Here is a 15,670-nt window from a genome sequence, read left to right on the forward strand (position 1 = left end):
AGGAGGAGCCGCGCTGGATGATTCTTCAAGCGGGATGGCGACATGGATTTCGACCTTATCGTACGCGGCGGCACGCTGCCTGATGGCAGGGTTGCCGACATTGGCATCTCCGGTGAGACCATCGCGGCGATCGAGCCCGCTCTGCGTGGTTCCGCGCAAACCGAGATCGACGCCCGAGGCAACCTGGTCTCCGCGCCCTTCGTCGATCCGCATTTCCACATGGACGCAACGCTCTCTTACGGCATTCCGCGCATCAATGCTTCGGGCACGCTGCTCGAAGGCATTTCACTATGGGGCGAGTTGAAGCCGCTTTTGACGCATGAGGCGGTGCGCGACCGCGCGCTGGCCTATTGCGACTGGGCGGTGTCGATGGGTCTGCTCGCCATCCGCACCCATGTCGACGTCTGCGACGACAGGCTACTGGCGGTCGAGGCCCTCCTCGACGTCAAGAAGACGGTGGCGCCTTATATCGATCTGCAACTGGTCGCCTTCCCGCAGGACGGGTTTTATCGCTCGCCATCGGCACGGGAGAACACCATCCGCTCGCTGGACATGGGCGTCGACATTGTCGGAGGCATCCCGCATTTCGAGCGCACCATGGCCGACGGCACGCGCTCGGTAACGGAGCTGTGCGAGATTGCGGCCAGGCGAGGCCTGATGGTCGACTTGCATTGCGACGAGACTGACGACCCGCTGTCGCGTCACATCGAACAGCTTGCCTATGAGACGCAGCGCCTTGGTCTTCACGGCCGGGTGGTCGGATCGCACCTCACCTCGATGCATTCGATGGACAATTACTATGTCTCGAAGCTGCTGCCGCTGATCGCCGAGGCAGGCGTCTCGGTCATTCCCAATCCACTGATCAACATCATGCTGCAGGGCCGCCATGACACCTTCCCCAAGCGCCGAGGGCTGACCCGGGTCAGGGAGATGCTGGCGCTCGGCATTCGCGTCGGCTGGGGCCAGGATTGCGTGCTCGATCCCTGGTATTCTCTGGGCACCGCTGACATGCTCGACGTCGCCTTCATGGGTCTGCATGTCGCCCAGATGTCGAGCCCGGCCGACATGGCGCGTTGCTTCGACATGGTCACGAATGTCAACGCGTCGATCATGGGACTCGATCATCTCGGCCTGGCGGTAGGCAAGCGCGCCAGCCTCGTCATCCTCGACGCCGGCAATCCGGTCGAGGCCCTGCGCCTGCGCGCCGAGCGCCTGTGCGTCATCGCCAGGGGCAAAGTGGTGGCGCAGCGGACGAAGCAGGAGACCCGGCTTTCGATCGATGGGCGGCCGGGGATGGTGAACCGGCGGCACATATCCAGCTAGAGCGGGTCACCGTTTCGCGGAAACGGCGAACCACTGCTAGCTCTTTGTTTTTGACGCAATTCCGGACAGAAAACCGTTTCACACTTTTCCTGGAATTGCTCCAGATACAGCCGATTCCCCGCGCTGGTCTTACCCATTGCCCGAATTCTCCTCGTCAAAGCCGCCGCTTCCGTCTACGACGCGGCTTACGCAGGGGAGGAATCGGGATCGGCATGATGCAGCCCGTGGCGCAGAACTCCACAGTTCGGAACGTGCTTTTGGCCGGCATCTTGCTGATGCTGGCCGGCGACTTCTTGTTTGCGCTGAACGACGCCATGGGCAAGTGGCTGGTCGCCAGCTTCTCCGTCGGCCAGGTGGTGCTGATCCGGTCCATTGGCGCCTTCTTCGTGCTAGGCCCGATGATCGCCCATCAGGGCACCGCCAAGCTGTTCCGCATGGAGCGTCTGGAGCTGCAGCTGCTGCGCGTTGTCATGACCACGCTCGACACCGCGCTCTTCTATGCCGCCGTCGTCTATCTGCCGCTCGCGGATGTGATGAGTTTCTACATGGCCGGGCCGATCTACGTTGCGGCACTCTCGCATCTCTTGCTTGGCGAAAAGGTCGGCTGGCGCCGCTGGATGGCGATCCTGCTCGGCTTCTGCGGCGTGCTGATCATGCTGAAACCGTCCTCGGCGGCATTCTCGCTGTCATCTGGCTTCGCGCTGGCAGGCAGCATCGCCTTCGCTTTCGCCATCATCCTCAACCGGCGGCTGCGCGGCACCAGCGACACCAATCTGGTGACGTGGCAGACCATCGGCACGCTGCTGGTCGGCGGTGTGCTGACCATAGGTGCCTGGCAAACGCCGTCAGCACTCGATTTTGGTGCCATGCTGCTGCTCGGCATCGTCTCCTGCGGCGCGCATCTGATGATCACCAGGGCGCTCAAGTTGGCTCCGGCCTCGACACTGGCTCCGCTGCACTACACGCTGCTCCTGTGGGCGGTGGTGTTCGGGCTGGTGTTCTTCGGCGACGTTCCGGGTCCTCGCATCCTGATCGGCTCGGGCATCGTCGTTCTCGCCGGCCTGTTCATCTTCCACCGTCAGAAAGTCGTCGAGACCACGGTGCCGCCGGAGAACGTGCCGAAGGGCGTGAATTGATGCATGTCGCCCAAAAGTGCGCAGCGGTTTTGGGATAACGACATGCACAAAGATAGCTTCAAGGTTCCTGGTGCCTAACCCCGGCGGATCGCCGCCAGATGCCGTGAAAACTCCGACGTCTCCATCAGTGCCTTGCAGCGGACAAACCGGCCGTCGGCATAGGCGCGGAAATCCTCGACCGGATTGTTGTTGGCGAGTTGGATCAGCCCCCACAGCGTCCACAAAAGGTCGCACATCGCCTTGTAGATGACGATGCGGCCGCGACCCGCAGGCCTGGCCTCGCCGCCGAAATAGGCGCCCATCATCGCTTCATCCTGCGCCGTGTCGAATTTGCCTTCCACGCTGAGGTCGCCAAGGTCCCAGAGCGGGTCGTTCATGCCCGAATATTCCCAGTCGACGATCCACATCCGCTCGCCTGTATCGAGGAAGTTTTCGCAAAGCGGATCGCAGTGGCAGGCGACGAGCGGCAGCGCATGGGCGGCGAGCGCCGATCGCACGGTCCCGGCCTCGCGCACCACGTCATGGTAGCCGGCGGGCAGGGCGACATCCTTGGTCGACAGCACCTTGAGATAATCGTCGATCATCGCAAACAGCTCGAAGCGGAAGGGAAACACCGCGCCTGAATTGTGCAGCTTGCGGAAGGCCTCGCCGGCCCGCGCGGGACTGCCCGGCCGAAGCTTGAATTTTTCCGGCGACATTGTCTCGGCGCCGGCAATGAAGCGCGTCACCATGATTCCGGTGGCGGGATCGACATGCAGCACCTCAGGGCTGACCTCCGCCTTTGCCGCTTCGCGCGCCGCTACTGCCTCGTTGGCGCGGCTGATGTATTCTTCGGTGCCTTTGCCGGGGATGCGCAGGCAGAAGTCGCCGGCCCTGAATACCAGATTGGTGAGACCGCCAAGTCGTTCGAGTGGTCCGGTGTAGCCGGCGAGCATGGGAATGGCGGCCAATGTCGCGCGCACTTCGTCTGTCACCATGCCTGCGCCCCACGCTGTTATTTGTCGCAGCGACGGTTCCACAATTTTCGTGCTTTGGCTATCATCCGATGAGAGACCCAAGGAATGGTGGACAGGACAAAAGTGGCGGACAGCAAACATCATGGTGCACTTGGCGCCGTCTATGCGGCCAAGCGCCCGGAGGAGGTCGCGGCGCTCTATAACCGCTGGTCGCTGACCTATGACGCCGACATGTCGGCCGCCGGCTATCGCCATCCGACGATCTGCCTCGCGCTGCTGGCCCGCCATCTGCCGCGCGGTGCCGCACCGCTGCTCGATGCCGGGGCCGGCACCGGGCTGATCGGCGAATGGTTGAACATTGCCGGCTATCCCCAGGTCGAGGCGCTGGACATCTCGGAAGGCATGCTGGCCCAGGCCGCGCACAAGGGCGTCTATTCGGCGCTTCATTGCCTGGCTCTCGGCGGTCTTCTACCCTTTGCCGACGGCGCCTATGCCGGGATCATCTCGGCCGGCGTCTTCACTTCCGGCCATGTCGGTGTCGAGGGTTTGGACGAACTGATCCGCATTTGCCGTCCGGGTGGCATCATCGTGCTGACGGTCAAGAACACGCTGTGGGATCAGGGCTTTGCCGCACGCATCACTGAGCTCGAGGCGCAGGGCCTCATCAGCCGCGTCGAGGAAACGAGGCCTTACATCTCCATGCCGGGCGAAGCCGATACCGTACCCAGCCGCGGTCTCGCTTTGCGAGTGATCTGATCTACGCTTTGATCTTGGCGGCTGTCGGATCGTACATCGGCTCGAGATGGATCTTGGCCGGTGTTCGTTCCATCGCGACCACCAGTTCGTAGTCGCCCGAGGTGAGAAAATCGTCGCTGACGCCATCGGCGTTGCGCACATAGCCGTAGCCGATGTTCTTGCCCAGCGTGTAGCCATAGCCGCCGCTGGTGAGATAGCCGACCAGCTCGCCATTGCGCAGGATGGTCTCGCGGCCGAGCAACACGATCTCCGGGTCATCGACCGTGAAGCCGACGAAACGTTTCTTCAGCGCCGCGCCGCTGGCCGTCTCGAGCGCTCGCCGCCCAATGAAATCGGTGTTCTTGCGCAGCTTGACCGCCCAGCCGAGGCCGGCTTCCTGCGGCGTGTCGTTGGGAGTGATGTCGGAGCCCCAGGCGCGATAGCCTTTTTCCAACCGCAGCGATTCGAGCGCTCTGTAGCCGACCGGGCGGATGTCATGCGTCTTGCCTGCCGCCATCAGCGCGTCGAAGACTTCGCCGGTGGCCGCGATCGGCACATGCAGTTCCCAGCCGAGTTCGCCGACATAGGTGACGCGCAGCGCCCGAACTGTGTGACCGGCGACGGCGATTTCGCGCACATGGCCGAACGGGAAGCTCGCATTCGACACGTCGGCACCGGTCACGGCCGAAAGCACGTCGCGCGCCCGAGGACCCATCAGCGACAGCGTGCCAAAATCCTCGGAGACGTCGACAAGCGTGGCATTGAGCCCCTCGCCGATGTGATCGCTGATCCATGACAGGTCATGCGTGCGGAAGCCGGTACCGGTGACGATATAGAACGCCTCCTCGGCCAGTCGCGCCACCGTCAGGTCGGCCTCGATGCCGCCGCGTGTGTTGAGAAGCTGCGTGTAGGTCAGCCGGCCGACAGGCTTGCTGACGTCGTTGGCGCAGATCCAGTCCAGCGCCTTCAGCGCATCGGGCCCGCTCAGCTCATATTTGGCGAAGGAAGATTGGTCGAAGATGCCGACCTTTTCGCGCACGTGCCTGTGTTCGTCGCCGACCGCGGCGAACCAGTTCTGCCGCCCCATCGAATAGATGTCCTGGGGCTCGACACCTTCGGGCGCAAACCAGTTAGGCCGCTCCCAGCCGAGCTTCGAGCCGAACACGGCGCGCTGCTGTTTCAGCCTGTCGTAAAGGGGCGAGACGATACGAGGCCGCCCGCTGACGTACTCCTCATGCGGAAAGCCGATCGTATAGTGTTTCCCATAGGCTTCCAGAGTGCGGTCGCGGACCCATTGCCGGTCGCGGTGCAAATTGGAAAAGCGCCTGATATCGACGACCCACAGGTCGAGTGGCGCTTCGCCGTCGACAACCCACTGCGCCAGCACCCAGCCGGCCCCGCCGCCCGATGCGATGCCGAAGGCGTTGAAGCCGGCGCCGACGAACATGTTGGCGCATTCGGGCGCAGTGCCGAGGATGAAATTGCCGTCCGGCGTAAAACTCTCCGGGCCGTTGATCATCTGCTTGACGCCGACGGTTTCCAGCGCCGGCATACGCGCGATCGCATGCATCATGTGTTGCTCGAAATGATCGTAATCGTCGTCGAACAGTCTGAACTCCCAATCATTGGGTACGTCGCCCCCGGGGAGATCGGTCGTCCAGGCCTGTGGATTCGGCTCGTAGCCGCCCATCACCAGCCCGCCGACCTCCTCCTTGAAATAGGTGCGCCGGTCCGGGTCACGAATGGTCGGCGCGTCGGTCGCCAGCCCATCGATCTTCTCGGTGATGATGTACTGGTGCTTCACTGGCTGCAGCGGCACGTTGATGCCGGCCATCGCGCCGACCTGCCGTGCCCATTGCCCGGCGCAGTTGACCACCTTGTCGCAGGCGATGTCGCCCTTGCTGGTCTTCACCGCCGTGATGCGGCCGTCCTTCATCTCGAAACCGGTGACGCGGACATCCTCGAACAATTTCGCGCCATGCATGCGCGCGCCCTTGGCCAGCGACTGCGTGATGTCGGAGGGGCTCGCCTGGCCATCGGTCGGCAGCCAGGAGGCTCCGACGAGATCGCCGGTTTCCATGAGCGGCCACATGGATTTGATCTCCGCCGCGGACAGCAATTGCATGTCCATGCCGAAACTTTTCGCCGTCGTCGCCAGCCTTTTGTACTCGGTCCAGCGGTCGGCATTGGTGGCGAGCCTGAGGCAGCCGGTCATCTTCCAGCCGGTGGCGAGGCCGGTCTCGGCCTCCAGTCCCTTGTAGAGGTCGACTGAGTATTTCAGCACACGGGTGATCGACGCTGACGAGCGCAGCTGGCCGACAAGGCCGGCGGCGTGCCAGGTCGAGCCCGAGGTCAGCTTGCCTTGCTCCAGCAGCACGACATCAGCCTTGTGGTCGCGCGCCAGGTGATAGGCTGTCGAACAGCCGATGATGCCGCCGCCAATGACGACGATGGCGGCCTGGCTGGGCAATGTCATGATTTCTGTGTCCCGTACTTTGTTCTGTAGTTTTCCAGCGCGGCGTCGAGCCGCGTCAGGTTTTCCTCGGTGTAGGCGACGTAGTCGATGCCAGGCGCGTCGAGATAGAGCTCGGACACCATGCTCCACATCGCCTCGCGCAGCAGCGAGGCGCATTGCATAGCCGCGTGCGAGCGGCGGATCGCCTCGTCCGGTTCCTTCATGAAATAGGCGGTCAGGAAGGCGAAGGATTCCTCGTCGCTCATCCCGGCGTTGGAGGCTACGCCAGCGAGATCGAACATCGCCGTATTGAAGCCGGCATATTCGAAGTCGATCAGCCACAGCCTGTTGCCATCGTCGAGAATGTTGGCCGGCAGCAGATCGTTGTGGCCAAAGACGATCGGCAGCAGTTTCTGTGCGCGCTCCAGCTCGTCAGCCAGCGTCAGCAGGCGCGGCAGGTCGCTGCGTTTGCGGCTGCCGCCTTCTTCAAGCGTGCGCGCATAGTCTCGGATGACATGGAACACCCAGAACATGAAGCCGGCGCCGGAGACGTGATTGGGCATCTCGCGATGGAAGGCGCGCATGAGCGCCGCGATACGCCCGAGACTGGTGCGCACATCCTCCGCCTGCAAGGTTTTGGCGCCGAGAAACTCCGTCACCAGGATGCCCGGCTCGGCATGGAGGACGGCCGGTGCGAAACCAGCGGCATGGGCCGCCCGCGCGGTCATCACCTCGCGCTCACGAAAGACATGGTGGAACGGATAGTCCTTGCCGAAGCGAACGACATGTTTGCCGGCCGCATCCGTGACCACATAGTTGGCGTTGCTCAGACCGCCGGGTAGGGGTGCGATTTCGATGCCGCCGGTCCAGCAGGGCAGGTCGCGGATGCGTTCTTCGGCGGTCACGGAATCATCCCTGGTTTGCTGGGGGTTCGATAAGGTGCCATGGACAGAGCGACGATGGCGGGGAGAAACGCAAAAAATCTCGTCGGTGCGGGATGCCAGGATCGGTATCCCGCACCGCACCGACGAGCCCCTTGGCCAGGTCTTTGAGCCCGGCATCCGCCCCCGCGGATCTGAAACTTCCTCGCGCCCGGCACGTTACAAACGGCCTGGTGCGTGAGTTGCGGATCTGCCATCACCCTCCCGTTGCAGCTCCGAACCCTGTCTTGACTTCACGCCCGGGTTGCTCGGTTGTCAAGAAAAAGATGTGACCTTTTTTGGGTGTTTTGCCCGAAACCTAAGATGGCTCCTTTAAAAACGCTTGAATTACCTTAAAATCGGTCAGAGTCTCAGTTCGGGGAACCAAATGGCTCAATCCAAGCGCCACGGCGAGATCCTGCGGCTGCTGCAGGAAGAAGGCACTGTCACCATCGCCAGCCTGGCCGACCGGCTGGGCGTGTCGCTCGAGACCGTGCGCCGCGACGTCAAGCCTCTCACCGGCGACGGCTCCGTCCTCAAGATGCATGGCGCCATCGGCCTGCCGTCGATGGTAGGCGAAGCGCCGTTCGAGCGGCGCATGCGTGAGAATGCCGATGCCAAGCGCATCATTGCCCGCATGGTCGCCGGCACCATCCGCGATGGCGAATCGATCATGCTCGACACCGGCACGACAACCTCGTTCCTGGCCCGCGAGCTGCTCGGCCATCGGCGCCTGACGGTCGTCACCAACTCATCGGATATCGCCCGCACGCTGGCCACCATCAACGGCAATAAGGTCTACATGGCCGGCGGCGAGCTGCGCAGCGATTCCGGCGCCGCCTTCGGCGCCTCGGCCATTGACTTCGTCAGCCGCTTCTCGGTCAGCCACGCCATCATCTCCACCGGTGCCATCGATGCGGTGATGGGGGTCATGGACTATGACCTGGAAGAAGCCGAATTCGCGCGCATGGTGCTGTCGCGCGGTCAGCGTTCGCTCGTCATCACCGATCACTCGAAGTTCGGCCGCCTCGGTCTGGTCCAGGTCTGCGGCTTCGACAGTTTTTCCGAGATCGCCACCGACCGGTCGCCGCCGCACGACATCGCCGCGGCCTTGGCGCAGGCCGGCGCGCGGCTCAGCATCGTCGGCGCGGAGAGCGGGTTCTGATCCAGCCAACTTATGCCGACGGTTTGGCCGGCACTTCCCACCGCCGCCTCCGCCGTGTTTAGTCCGGCTATGGCCTTCACCATCCGCCAGTTGCAGTTCTTCATCGCCGTGGCCGAGCAAGGCACGGTCTCGGGTGCCGCGCAGAACCTCTCGATCTCACAGTCGTCGGTCACCGAAGCGATCAAGGAACTCGAAAGCGATCTCGGCGTCGAACTGTTCGAACGCCATCCGCGCGGCCTCAACATAACCCACAAGGGTCATCAGTTCCTGCGCCACGCCACCAAGATCCTCGCCGATGTGTCCGACGCGCGCCGTTCTTTCTCCGGCGAGCAAACGGTGGCAGGCGGTCGGCTGCAGCTGGGCGTCACCTCGCTCGTCGCAGGTTACGTGCTATCGGATCTGCTTGCCCGCTACCGCCGCGCCTATCCCGGCGTCGAGGTCTCGGCAATCGAGGATAATGGCGACTACCTCGAGCATCTCTTGATCGGCGGCAAGCTCGACATTGCCGTCATGGTCACCTCCAATCTGCGCGACCGCACCGCGCTGCAGTCGGAAATCCTCGAAGTCTCGGCCTATCGGCTGTGGCTGCCGCTCGGCCACCCGCTCGTCAGCGCAGACATCATCAGCATTGGCGACATTGCCTCCGAAACGCTAATTATGCTGACCGTCGATGAGATCGAGGAAAATACTGGCAAGCTGCTGACGGCAATCGGCGCCAAGCCACATGTCGCCTTCCGCACGCGTTCCGTCGAAGCCGTGCGCAGTCTGGTCGCGACCGGTGCCGGCGTGGCGCTGTTGCCCGACCTCGTCTACCGGCCCTGGTCGCTCGAAGGCGACCGCATCGAATCGCGCGACATTTCGGGCTCCTTGCCGGTGGTGCAGGTCGGCATGGTCTGGCGGCGCGGTTCCGGCCTGCCGCAGGCGGCGCGTGATTTCATCGGCCTTGCCCAATCGCAACGGACGGTCCGCCGCTAGTGTGGCCTACTCCAGTTGACGTCGCCAGTCCTGCGCTCGCGCCTTGTGACAGAGACCGCCTCCGCCTTGAACGGCCCGATTGGAGCAACCTCGAAGCGGCCGGCGCCGGCAAGCCTGACGGCGCGGCGGAACGTCGGACACTCCATCGGCCGGGCTGCCGGACATCGGGCGGCGTGACGCAAAGCCTCTCGGATCGCGGTCAGGCGCTGGATGGTTTGGTCAAGTTCGTTCGCCTTGGCATCCAGGCGCCCTCGATCCATTTTCGGCAGGCCGTCGGGCGTCAGCATCGCGGAAATCTCGTCCAGTGCAAATCCACCGGCGCGTCCAAGCGCGATCAAGGCGAGCCGTTCCAGGACGGCCGGGTCGAACAAGCGGCGCTGGCCGCGACGGCCGATCGAGGCAATGAGGCCCTTCTCCTCGTAGTAGCGAAGTGTCGAGGCGGGCACGCCGGTGCGGCGTGACACTTCGGCAATATCCATATCTTTCATGCTTGACCTCAAGTCGGCTTGAACTCGTAGAGTGCTCGCGACGAGCGGTGAGAGCAACAGCAAGTGAGGTCCGTTATGCCACAATCCGCGCAGCCAAACACACGGCAAGCCGCGCTCTGGAATGATGTCAGCGGAAAGGCCTGGGTCGAGATGCAGCCGATCCTCGACGAGGTACTGGCGCCGTTCGAGCGGCTGGTAGTCGATGCCGGCTATCCCGGGGAAGGGGGCAATGTCCTGGACATCGGCTGCGGCGCCGGCGCTACAACTCTGGCGATGGCGCGCCTCGTGGGCAACGACGGACGTTGTGTTGGGCTTGACATCTCGCAGCCGCTTGTCGCCCTGGCGACGGAGCGCACGCGGCGGGAAGAGGTAGCAAACGCAAGTTTTGAAGTGGGCGATGCCCAGGCGTATGCATTCGAATCTGGGCACTTCGACGCTGTTGTCTCGCGCTTTGGTGTCATGTTCTTCGATGATCCCGTGGCCGCGTTCACCAACATAAGACGGGCCGCAAGGCGCGGTGGCAAACTCGCCTTTGTTGCTTGGCGCAGTCCAGTCGAGAATGATTTCATGACGACCGCTGCGCGAGCGGCTGCGCCTTTCCTGCCGCCCGCACCCGCGCCAGACCCCGATGCGCCGGGGCAGTTTGCCTTTGCCGACGGCGCCAATGTGAAGCAGATCCTTGACGCCAGCGGCTGGGCATCAATCGAAGTCGAACAGGTGGACGTCCTGTGTCAGATCGCCCAAGACGATCTGATGACGTACGTCACCCGGCTAGGGTCGGTCGGCGCCGCGCTGCGCGAGGTTGACCGGGCAGTGGCCGAAAAAATCACTACGGTGTTGCCTGCTGCGTTCGCGCCTTTCATGGAGGACGGTGAGGCTCGCTTCAATGCCGCCTGCTGGCTGGTGACGGCGCTGGCTTGAAGGGGGCGTCTGGCTATCGGTAAAACCGATATCGCCTTTCTGATAAATCAATTTGCGAAACCGGGTTTTTCACAGCACTTTCCGATTTCAGGGACAAGCCGCCATCAGAGCGGCATCAAGTCCAAACGGACGAACTGACTTTTTCAGGCTGCGCGTGACCCCTGGCGAGGACCGAAAACCGGCTTTCGCAGTCAAGCGCCAAAATGGGAGATCGACGATGAATTCATTCCTCAAGTCATGCACTGCCTTGACGATCGCGCTGACCTTCTCCGGCCAGGCCGTCGCCCAGGTCAAGGAACTTGGCAAGGGCGAAGGCCAGCTCAACATCGTGGCGTGGCCGGGCTACATCGAACGCGGCGAAACCGACAAGGGCTATGACTGGGTGACCTCTTTCGAGAAGGAAACCGGCTGCAAGGTAAACGTCAAGACGGCCAATACTTCCGACGAGATGGTCTCGCTGATGAACGAGGGTGGTTTCGACCTTGTCACCGCCTCAGGCGATGCCTCGCTGCGCCTCGTTGCCGGCAAGCGCGTGCAACCAATCAACACCGATCTCATCCCGAGCTGGAAAACGGTCGACGAGCGCCTCAAGGACGCGCCGTGGTTTACCGTCGGCGGCGTCCATTACGGCGTTCCCTACCAGTGGGGTCCCAACGTCCTGATGTACAACACCGACGTATTCAAGGAGGCTCCCAAGAGCTGGAATGTCGTCTTCGAGGAAATGAAGCTGCCGGATGGCAAATCCAACAAGGGGCGCGTGCAGGCCTATGATGGGCCGATCCACATCGCGGATGCGGCCAACTATCTGATGTTCCATAAGCCGGAACTCGGCATCAAGGATCCTTACGAACTGAATGAGGACCAGTACAAGGCAGCGCTCGACCTGCTGCGCGTCCAGCGCACCCTGGTCGGCCGCTACTGGCATGACGCAGCTATCCAGGTCGACGATTTCCAGAACGAAGGCGTCGTCGCTTCAGGTTCGTGGCCTTTCCAGGTCAACACGCTGGTCGCCGCCAAGAAGCCGATCGCCTCGACCATTCCGGAGGAGGGCGCCACCGGTTGGGCCGACACCACGATGATGGAAGCCGATTCGGCCAATCCCAACTGCGCCTATATGTGGATGGAACATTCGCTGTCGCCCAAGGTACAGGGTGATGTCTCGGCCTGGTTTGGTTCGCTGCCCGTCGTGCCAGCCGCCTGTAAGGGCAATGAGCTTTTGACCGACGAAGGCTGCAAGACCAACGGCTACGACAATTTCGACAAGATCAAGTTCTGGAAGACCCCGGTGTCGAAATGCACCACCCAGAACGACCAGTGCGTGCCCTATTACCGCTGGGTATCGGACTATATCGGCGTCATCGGGGGTCGTTAAGCGCTCTTACCCTTCCCCTTGTGGGGAGGGTCGACGCGCAGCGTCGGGGTGGGGTCCCGGACACGATTTTGCCTATGAGGCCGCCCCCCACCGTGGCCTTTGCTGCGGTCTCCTCCATCGACGGGAGGTGGGGTGGCGCGCGAATTCGCCATCCCCTGCCAGGATTTGCAGGCGAGGTGATCAACAGAACTAAACCGGCAACAGACTGACAGCACCATGACATCAGCCGTTTCCTTCCAGAAAGCCTCGCGCCATTTCGGCAGCGTTCGCGCCGTCGACGCGGTCGATCTCGAGATCGCGCCGGCCGAATTCTTCGCCATGCTGGGGCCGTCCGGTTCCGGCAAGACCACCTGTCTGCGCCTCATCGCCGGTTTTGAGCAGCCGACCTCCGGTTCGATCTCGATCTTTGGCGAACGCGCCGAAGGCGTGCCGCCCTATCGACGCAACGTCAATACCGTGTTTCAGGACTATGCGCTGTTCCCGCATCTGAATGTGCTCGACAACGTCGCCTACGGGCTGATGGTCAAGGGCGCCGGCAAGGCTGAACGGCACAAGGCTGCGGAAGAGGCTCTGGCTCTGGTGCGGCTGCCCGGCTATGGCGCTCGCCGCCCCGGCCAGCTTTCCGGCGGCCAGCGCCAGCGCGTCGCACTCGCCCGCGCGCTGGTCAACCAGCCCAGGGTGCTGTTGCTCGACGAGCCGCTTGGCGCGCTCGACCTCAAATTGCGCGAGAACATGCAGGAGGAACTGAAGTCGCTGCAGAAGGCCCTCGGCATCACCTTCGTCTTCGTCACCCACGATCAGGGCGAGGCGCTGTCGATGGCCGACCGCGTCGCCGTCTTCAATGACGGCAAGATCATGCAAATCGGTACACCGGAGGATATCTACCAGCGGCCGAAGACCCGCTTCGTTGCCGATTTCGTCGGCTCATCCAATGTACTGCCGCCGGATTTCGTCCAGCGTTATTCCGGCCAGCATCGCTGGGGCAGCCTGCGCCCTGAATCCATTCGCGTCGGACGAGCGGCCAGTGGTGAAGGCGTGTCCGCCCGCCTCGTCTCGACCAATTATCTCGGCGCCACGACGAAGCTGGAACTCGACGCCGACGGGCTGCGGTTGCACGCCATCGTGCCGGCCGGCACGGCCTTGCCAGGGGAAGGCGAGACGGTCGTGCTCACCTTCAACCGCGAGCATCTGCACCTGATGGATGAGCCGGCATGATGAAGGTTTGCGCGAAGCGCCCCCCTCTGTCCTGCCGGACATCTCCCCCTCAAGGGGGGAGATCAGTAGCTTCCCGGCCTCGCCAATTCTGCCACGTAGGAGATTGGCGAAACCCGAATGGACAGCCAATCTCCCCCCTTGAGGGGGAGATGTCCGGCAGGACAGAGGGGGGCGCCGTAGAGCGCTACCTGTCTCATGATCTCCCGCAATACAGAGCGGCCCGATGACAATCGCCGCGCTCAACTCCAATCCCACCCCCGCCATCCTGCCGGGCAGCGGCGGCTTGCGAGGCGCGCTGTCGGATCTTTTCTGGCGCAAGCCGAAGGTCCTGCTGCTGCTCATGCTGCTGCCGCCGGTGCTGTGGCTCGGGATCGTCTATATCGGCTCGCTATTCGCCCTCCTGGCGCAGAGTTTTTTCTCCATCGACGAGTTTTCCGGCCTCATCAACCGAGAGTTCACGTTGAAGACCTATGCCGACCTGTTCCAGGCCGCCAATCTCGACATCATCCTGCGGACGGTGACGATGGCGGCTCTGGTCACGCTGGCCTCGGCCGTCGTCGCCTTCCCGATCGCCTACTACGCGGCGCGCTATGCGCGCGGCCGCTGGAAGGCGCTGTTCTACCTCGGCATCATGCTGCCGCTGTGGTCGAGCTACCTGGTCAAGATCTATGCCTGGAAGCTTATCCTGGCCAAGGAAGGAATCCTGACCTGGCTGCTCGCCAAGCTGCATCTGTCGTGGGTACTCGACGCCTGGCTGTCGCTGCCGGTCGTTGGCGGCAATTCGCTGTCGGTGTCGTTCACCGGCACCTTCATCGTCTTCGTCTATGTCTGGCTGCCTTTCATGATCCTGCCGGTACAGGCGGCGCTCGAGCGCGTGCCCGGCAATCTGGTCGAGGCATCGTCCGACTTGGGGGCTTCGCCGGGACAGACCTTCCGCAACGTGCTGTTCCCACTGGCGTTGCCGGGCATCGTCGCCGGTTCGATCTTCACCTTCTCGCTGACGCTCGGCGACTACATCATCCCGCAGATCATCGGCACCTCGCGGCTGTTCATCGGCCAGGCGGTCTATTCGCAGCAAGGCACCGCCGGCAACATCCCGCTCGCCGCCGCCTTCACCGTGGTGCCGATCGTCATCATGGGATTGTATCTCTGGGGCGCCAAGCGCATGGGGGCCTTCGATGCGCTCTGATGGCTCGCAATCCGCGCCTCTCAGCCTGAAGGTGGCCGCCGCCTGCGGGCTGCTGTTCCTGCACCTGCCAATCCTGCTGATCTTCGTCTACGCGTTCACCACCGAAGAGAAGAGTTTCGTCTGGCCGCCGCCGGGGCTGACGACGCAATGGTTCGCCGTTACCTGGAACCGGCCCGACGTCTGGCAGGCACTGTCGCTGTCGGTCAGGGTCGCGGCCATCTCGACGGCGATAGCGCTCGTCCTCGGCACGCTCTGTTCGGCGGCTGTGTCGCGGACAAAATTCTTCGGCCGCGAAACCATCTCGCTGCTGGTCATCCTGCCGATCGCGCTGCCCGGCATCATCACCGGCATCGCGCTGCGCTCGGCCTTTTCGCTGGCAGACATCCCGTTCTCGTTTTGGACGATCGTGCTAGGCCACGCCACCTTCTGCGTCGTCGTCGTCTACAACAACGCCGTCGCCCGCTTTCGCCGCACATCAGGCTCGATGATCGAGGCGTCGATGGATCTTGGTGCCGACGGCTTCCAGACCTTCCGCCATGTCGTGCTGCCCAACATCGCCACCGCACTGCTGGCCGGCGGCATGCTGGCCTTTGCCTTGTCTTTCGATGAGGTCATCGTCACCACCTTCACCGCAGGCCAGCAGCAGACGCTACCGATCTGGATGCTTGAAGAGCTGATCCGTCCGCGCCAGCGCCCGGTCACCAACGTCGTCGCCATGGTCGTGGTGCTGGTGACGCTGCTGCCGATCCTTGCCGCCTATTACCTCACCCGCGACAGCGACCAGATCGCTGGAAGCGGGAAATGAAAAACAGCGAATAGG

The 15,670-nt window shown here is 63.0% G+C and carries 14 protein-coding genes; 10 read left to right on the forward strand and 4 right to left on the reverse strand.

Translation table 11 applies throughout. The annotated features are described in order from the left end of the window. The first annotated feature begins 42 nt into the window (after positions 1–42). Entirely contained in the window at positions 43–1,323 is a 1,281-nt protein-coding gene (locus NKI20_RS16315; protein WP_352831947.1) for an amidohydrolase family protein, read from the forward strand. 212 nt (positions 1,324–1,535) lie between these two features. Beyond that, a complete protein-coding gene (locus tag NKI20_RS16320; protein WP_352831949.1) occupies positions 1,536–2,459 on the forward strand; it encodes a DMT family transporter in 924 nt (307 codons plus the stop codon). Positions 2,460–2,533: 74 nt separating this feature from the next. Here the strand turns inward: NKI20_RS16320 and NKI20_RS16325 are convergent, their stop codons facing one another. Further along, positions 2,534–3,436 (reverse strand): phosphotransferase, encoded by a 903-nt coding sequence (locus NKI20_RS16325; RefSeq protein ID WP_352831951.1) that lies wholly within the window; start codon positions 3,434–3,436, stop codon positions 2,534–2,536. A 102-nt stretch (positions 3,437–3,538) separates the two neighbouring features. Here NKI20_RS16325 and NKI20_RS16330 point away from each other — a divergent pair, with 102 nt between their 5' ends. Next, on the forward strand, positions 3,539–4,171 hold the full coding sequence (locus NKI20_RS16330; RefSeq protein WP_352831953.1) for a class I SAM-dependent DNA methyltransferase: 633 nt from the start codon (positions 3,539–3,541) through the stop codon (positions 4,169–4,171). 1 nt (position 4,172) lies between these two features. On the opposite strand, the gene NKI20_RS16335 is transcribed toward NKI20_RS16330, so the two are convergent. After that, on the reverse strand, positions 4,173–6,626 hold the full coding sequence (locus NKI20_RS16335) for a GcvT family protein (protein ID WP_352831955.1): 2,454 nt from the start codon (positions 6,624–6,626) through the stop codon (positions 4,173–4,175). Beyond that, positions 6,623–7,510, reverse strand: coding sequence for a phosphotransferase family protein (locus tag NKI20_RS16340; RefSeq protein WP_023758238.1), 888 nt, complete (start codon positions 7,508–7,510; stop codon positions 6,623–6,625). The genes NKI20_RS16335 and NKI20_RS16340 overlap by 4 nt, the downstream gene beginning before the upstream one ends. Before the next feature lie 403 nt (positions 7,511–7,913). Between NKI20_RS16340 and NKI20_RS16345 the strand changes: the two genes are divergently transcribed. Together NKI20_RS16345 and NKI20_RS16350 are read left to right on the forward strand one after the other, a co-directional pair. Continuing rightward, complete coding sequence (locus tag NKI20_RS16345) at positions 7,914–8,690, forward strand: DeoR/GlpR family DNA-binding transcription regulator (protein ID WP_352732765.1); 777 nt, start codon at positions 7,914–7,916, stop codon at positions 8,688–8,690. A gap of 69 nt (positions 8,691–8,759) precedes the next feature. Then, complete coding sequence (locus NKI20_RS16350; RefSeq protein WP_352604124.1) at positions 8,760–9,665, forward strand: LysR family transcriptional regulator; 906 nt, start codon at positions 8,760–8,762, stop codon at positions 9,663–9,665. On the opposite strand, the gene NKI20_RS16355 is transcribed toward NKI20_RS16350, so the two are convergent. After that, a complete protein-coding gene (locus NKI20_RS16355; RefSeq protein WP_352732763.1) occupies positions 9,662–10,153 on the reverse strand; it encodes a helix-turn-helix domain-containing protein in 492 nt (163 codons plus the stop codon). The genes NKI20_RS16350 and NKI20_RS16355 overlap by 4 nt on opposite strands. A gap of 75 nt (positions 10,154–10,228) precedes the next feature. On the opposite strand from NKI20_RS16355, the gene NKI20_RS16360 reads away from it, so the two are divergent. The 5 genes from NKI20_RS16360 to NKI20_RS16380 all read left to right on the forward strand — a co-directional run bounded on the left by NKI20_RS16360 (position 10,229) and on the right by NKI20_RS16380 (position 15,655). Beyond that, the gene (locus tag NKI20_RS16360) at positions 10,229–11,074 is read left to right on the forward strand and encodes a class I SAM-dependent methyltransferase (protein ID WP_352831958.1); all 846 of its coding nucleotides are present in this window, start codon (positions 10,229–10,231) and stop codon (positions 11,072–11,074) included. A gap of 217 nt (positions 11,075–11,291) precedes the next feature. Further along, a complete protein-coding gene (locus NKI20_RS16365; RefSeq protein ID WP_352831960.1) occupies positions 11,292–12,446 on the forward strand; it encodes an ABC transporter substrate-binding protein in 1,155 nt (384 codons plus the stop codon). Between the two features lie 216 nt (positions 12,447–12,662). Further along, positions 12,663–13,661, forward strand: coding sequence for an ABC transporter ATP-binding protein (locus NKI20_RS16370; protein ID WP_352831962.1), 999 nt, complete (start codon positions 12,663–12,665; stop codon positions 13,659–13,661). Between the two features lie 223 nt (positions 13,662–13,884). Beyond that, entirely contained in the window at positions 13,885–14,850 is a 966-nt protein-coding gene (locus NKI20_RS16375; protein ID WP_352732751.1) for an ABC transporter permease, read from the forward strand. Continuing rightward, complete coding sequence (locus tag NKI20_RS16380) at positions 14,840–15,655, forward strand: ABC transporter permease (RefSeq protein ID WP_352732749.1); 816 nt, start codon at positions 14,840–14,842, stop codon at positions 15,653–15,655. The genes NKI20_RS16375 and NKI20_RS16380 overlap by 11 nt, the downstream gene beginning before the upstream one ends. Positions 15,656–15,670 lie beyond the last annotated feature (15 nt).

The sequence above is a fragment of the Mesorhizobium sp. M0830 genome, from assembly GCF_040319965.1.
Lineage (GTDB): Bacteria > Pseudomonadota > Alphaproteobacteria > Rhizobiales > Rhizobiaceae > Mesorhizobium.

Bases quoted from the DNA above. Each gene is read 5' to 3' on its own strand.
- NKI20_RS16375 (WP_352732751.1), top strand. From the start codon at position 13,885: ATGACAATCGCCGCGCTCAACTCCAATCCCACCCCCGCCATCCTGCCG.
- NKI20_RS16315 (WP_352831947.1), top strand. From the start codon at position 43: ATGGATTTCGACCTTATCGTACGCGGCGGCACGCTGCCTGATGGCAGG.
- NKI20_RS16380 (WP_352732749.1), top strand. From the start codon at position 14,840: ATGCGCTCTGATGGCTCGCAATCCGCGCCTCTCAGCCTGAAGGTGGCC.
- NKI20_RS16355 (WP_352732763.1), bottom strand. From the start codon at position 10,153: ATGAAAGATATGGATATTGCCGAAGTGTCACGCCGCACCGGCGTGCCC.
- NKI20_RS16345 (WP_352732765.1), top strand. From the start codon at position 7,914: ATGGCTCAATCCAAGCGCCACGGCGAGATCCTGCGGCTGCTGCAGGAA.
- NKI20_RS16365 (WP_352831960.1), top strand. From the start codon at position 11,292: ATGAATTCATTCCTCAAGTCATGCACTGCCTTGACGATCGCGCTGACC.
- NKI20_RS16335 (WP_352831955.1), bottom strand. From the start codon at position 6,626: ATGACATTGCCCAGCCAGGCCGCCATCGTCGTCATTGGCGGCGGCATC.
- NKI20_RS16320 (WP_352831949.1), top strand. From the start codon at position 1,536: ATGATGCAGCCCGTGGCGCAGAACTCCACAGTTCGGAACGTGCTTTTG.
- NKI20_RS16325 (WP_352831951.1), bottom strand. From the start codon at position 3,436: ATGGTGACAGACGAAGTGCGCGCGACATTGGCCGCCATTCCCATGCTC.
- NKI20_RS16350 (WP_352604124.1), top strand. From the start codon at position 8,760: ATGGCCTTCACCATCCGCCAGTTGCAGTTCTTCATCGCCGTGGCCGAG.
- NKI20_RS16370 (WP_352831962.1), top strand. From the start codon at position 12,663: ATGACATCAGCCGTTTCCTTCCAGAAAGCCTCGCGCCATTTCGGCAGC.
- NKI20_RS16360 (WP_352831958.1), top strand. From the start codon at position 10,229: ATGCCACAATCCGCGCAGCCAAACACACGGCAAGCCGCGCTCTGGAAT.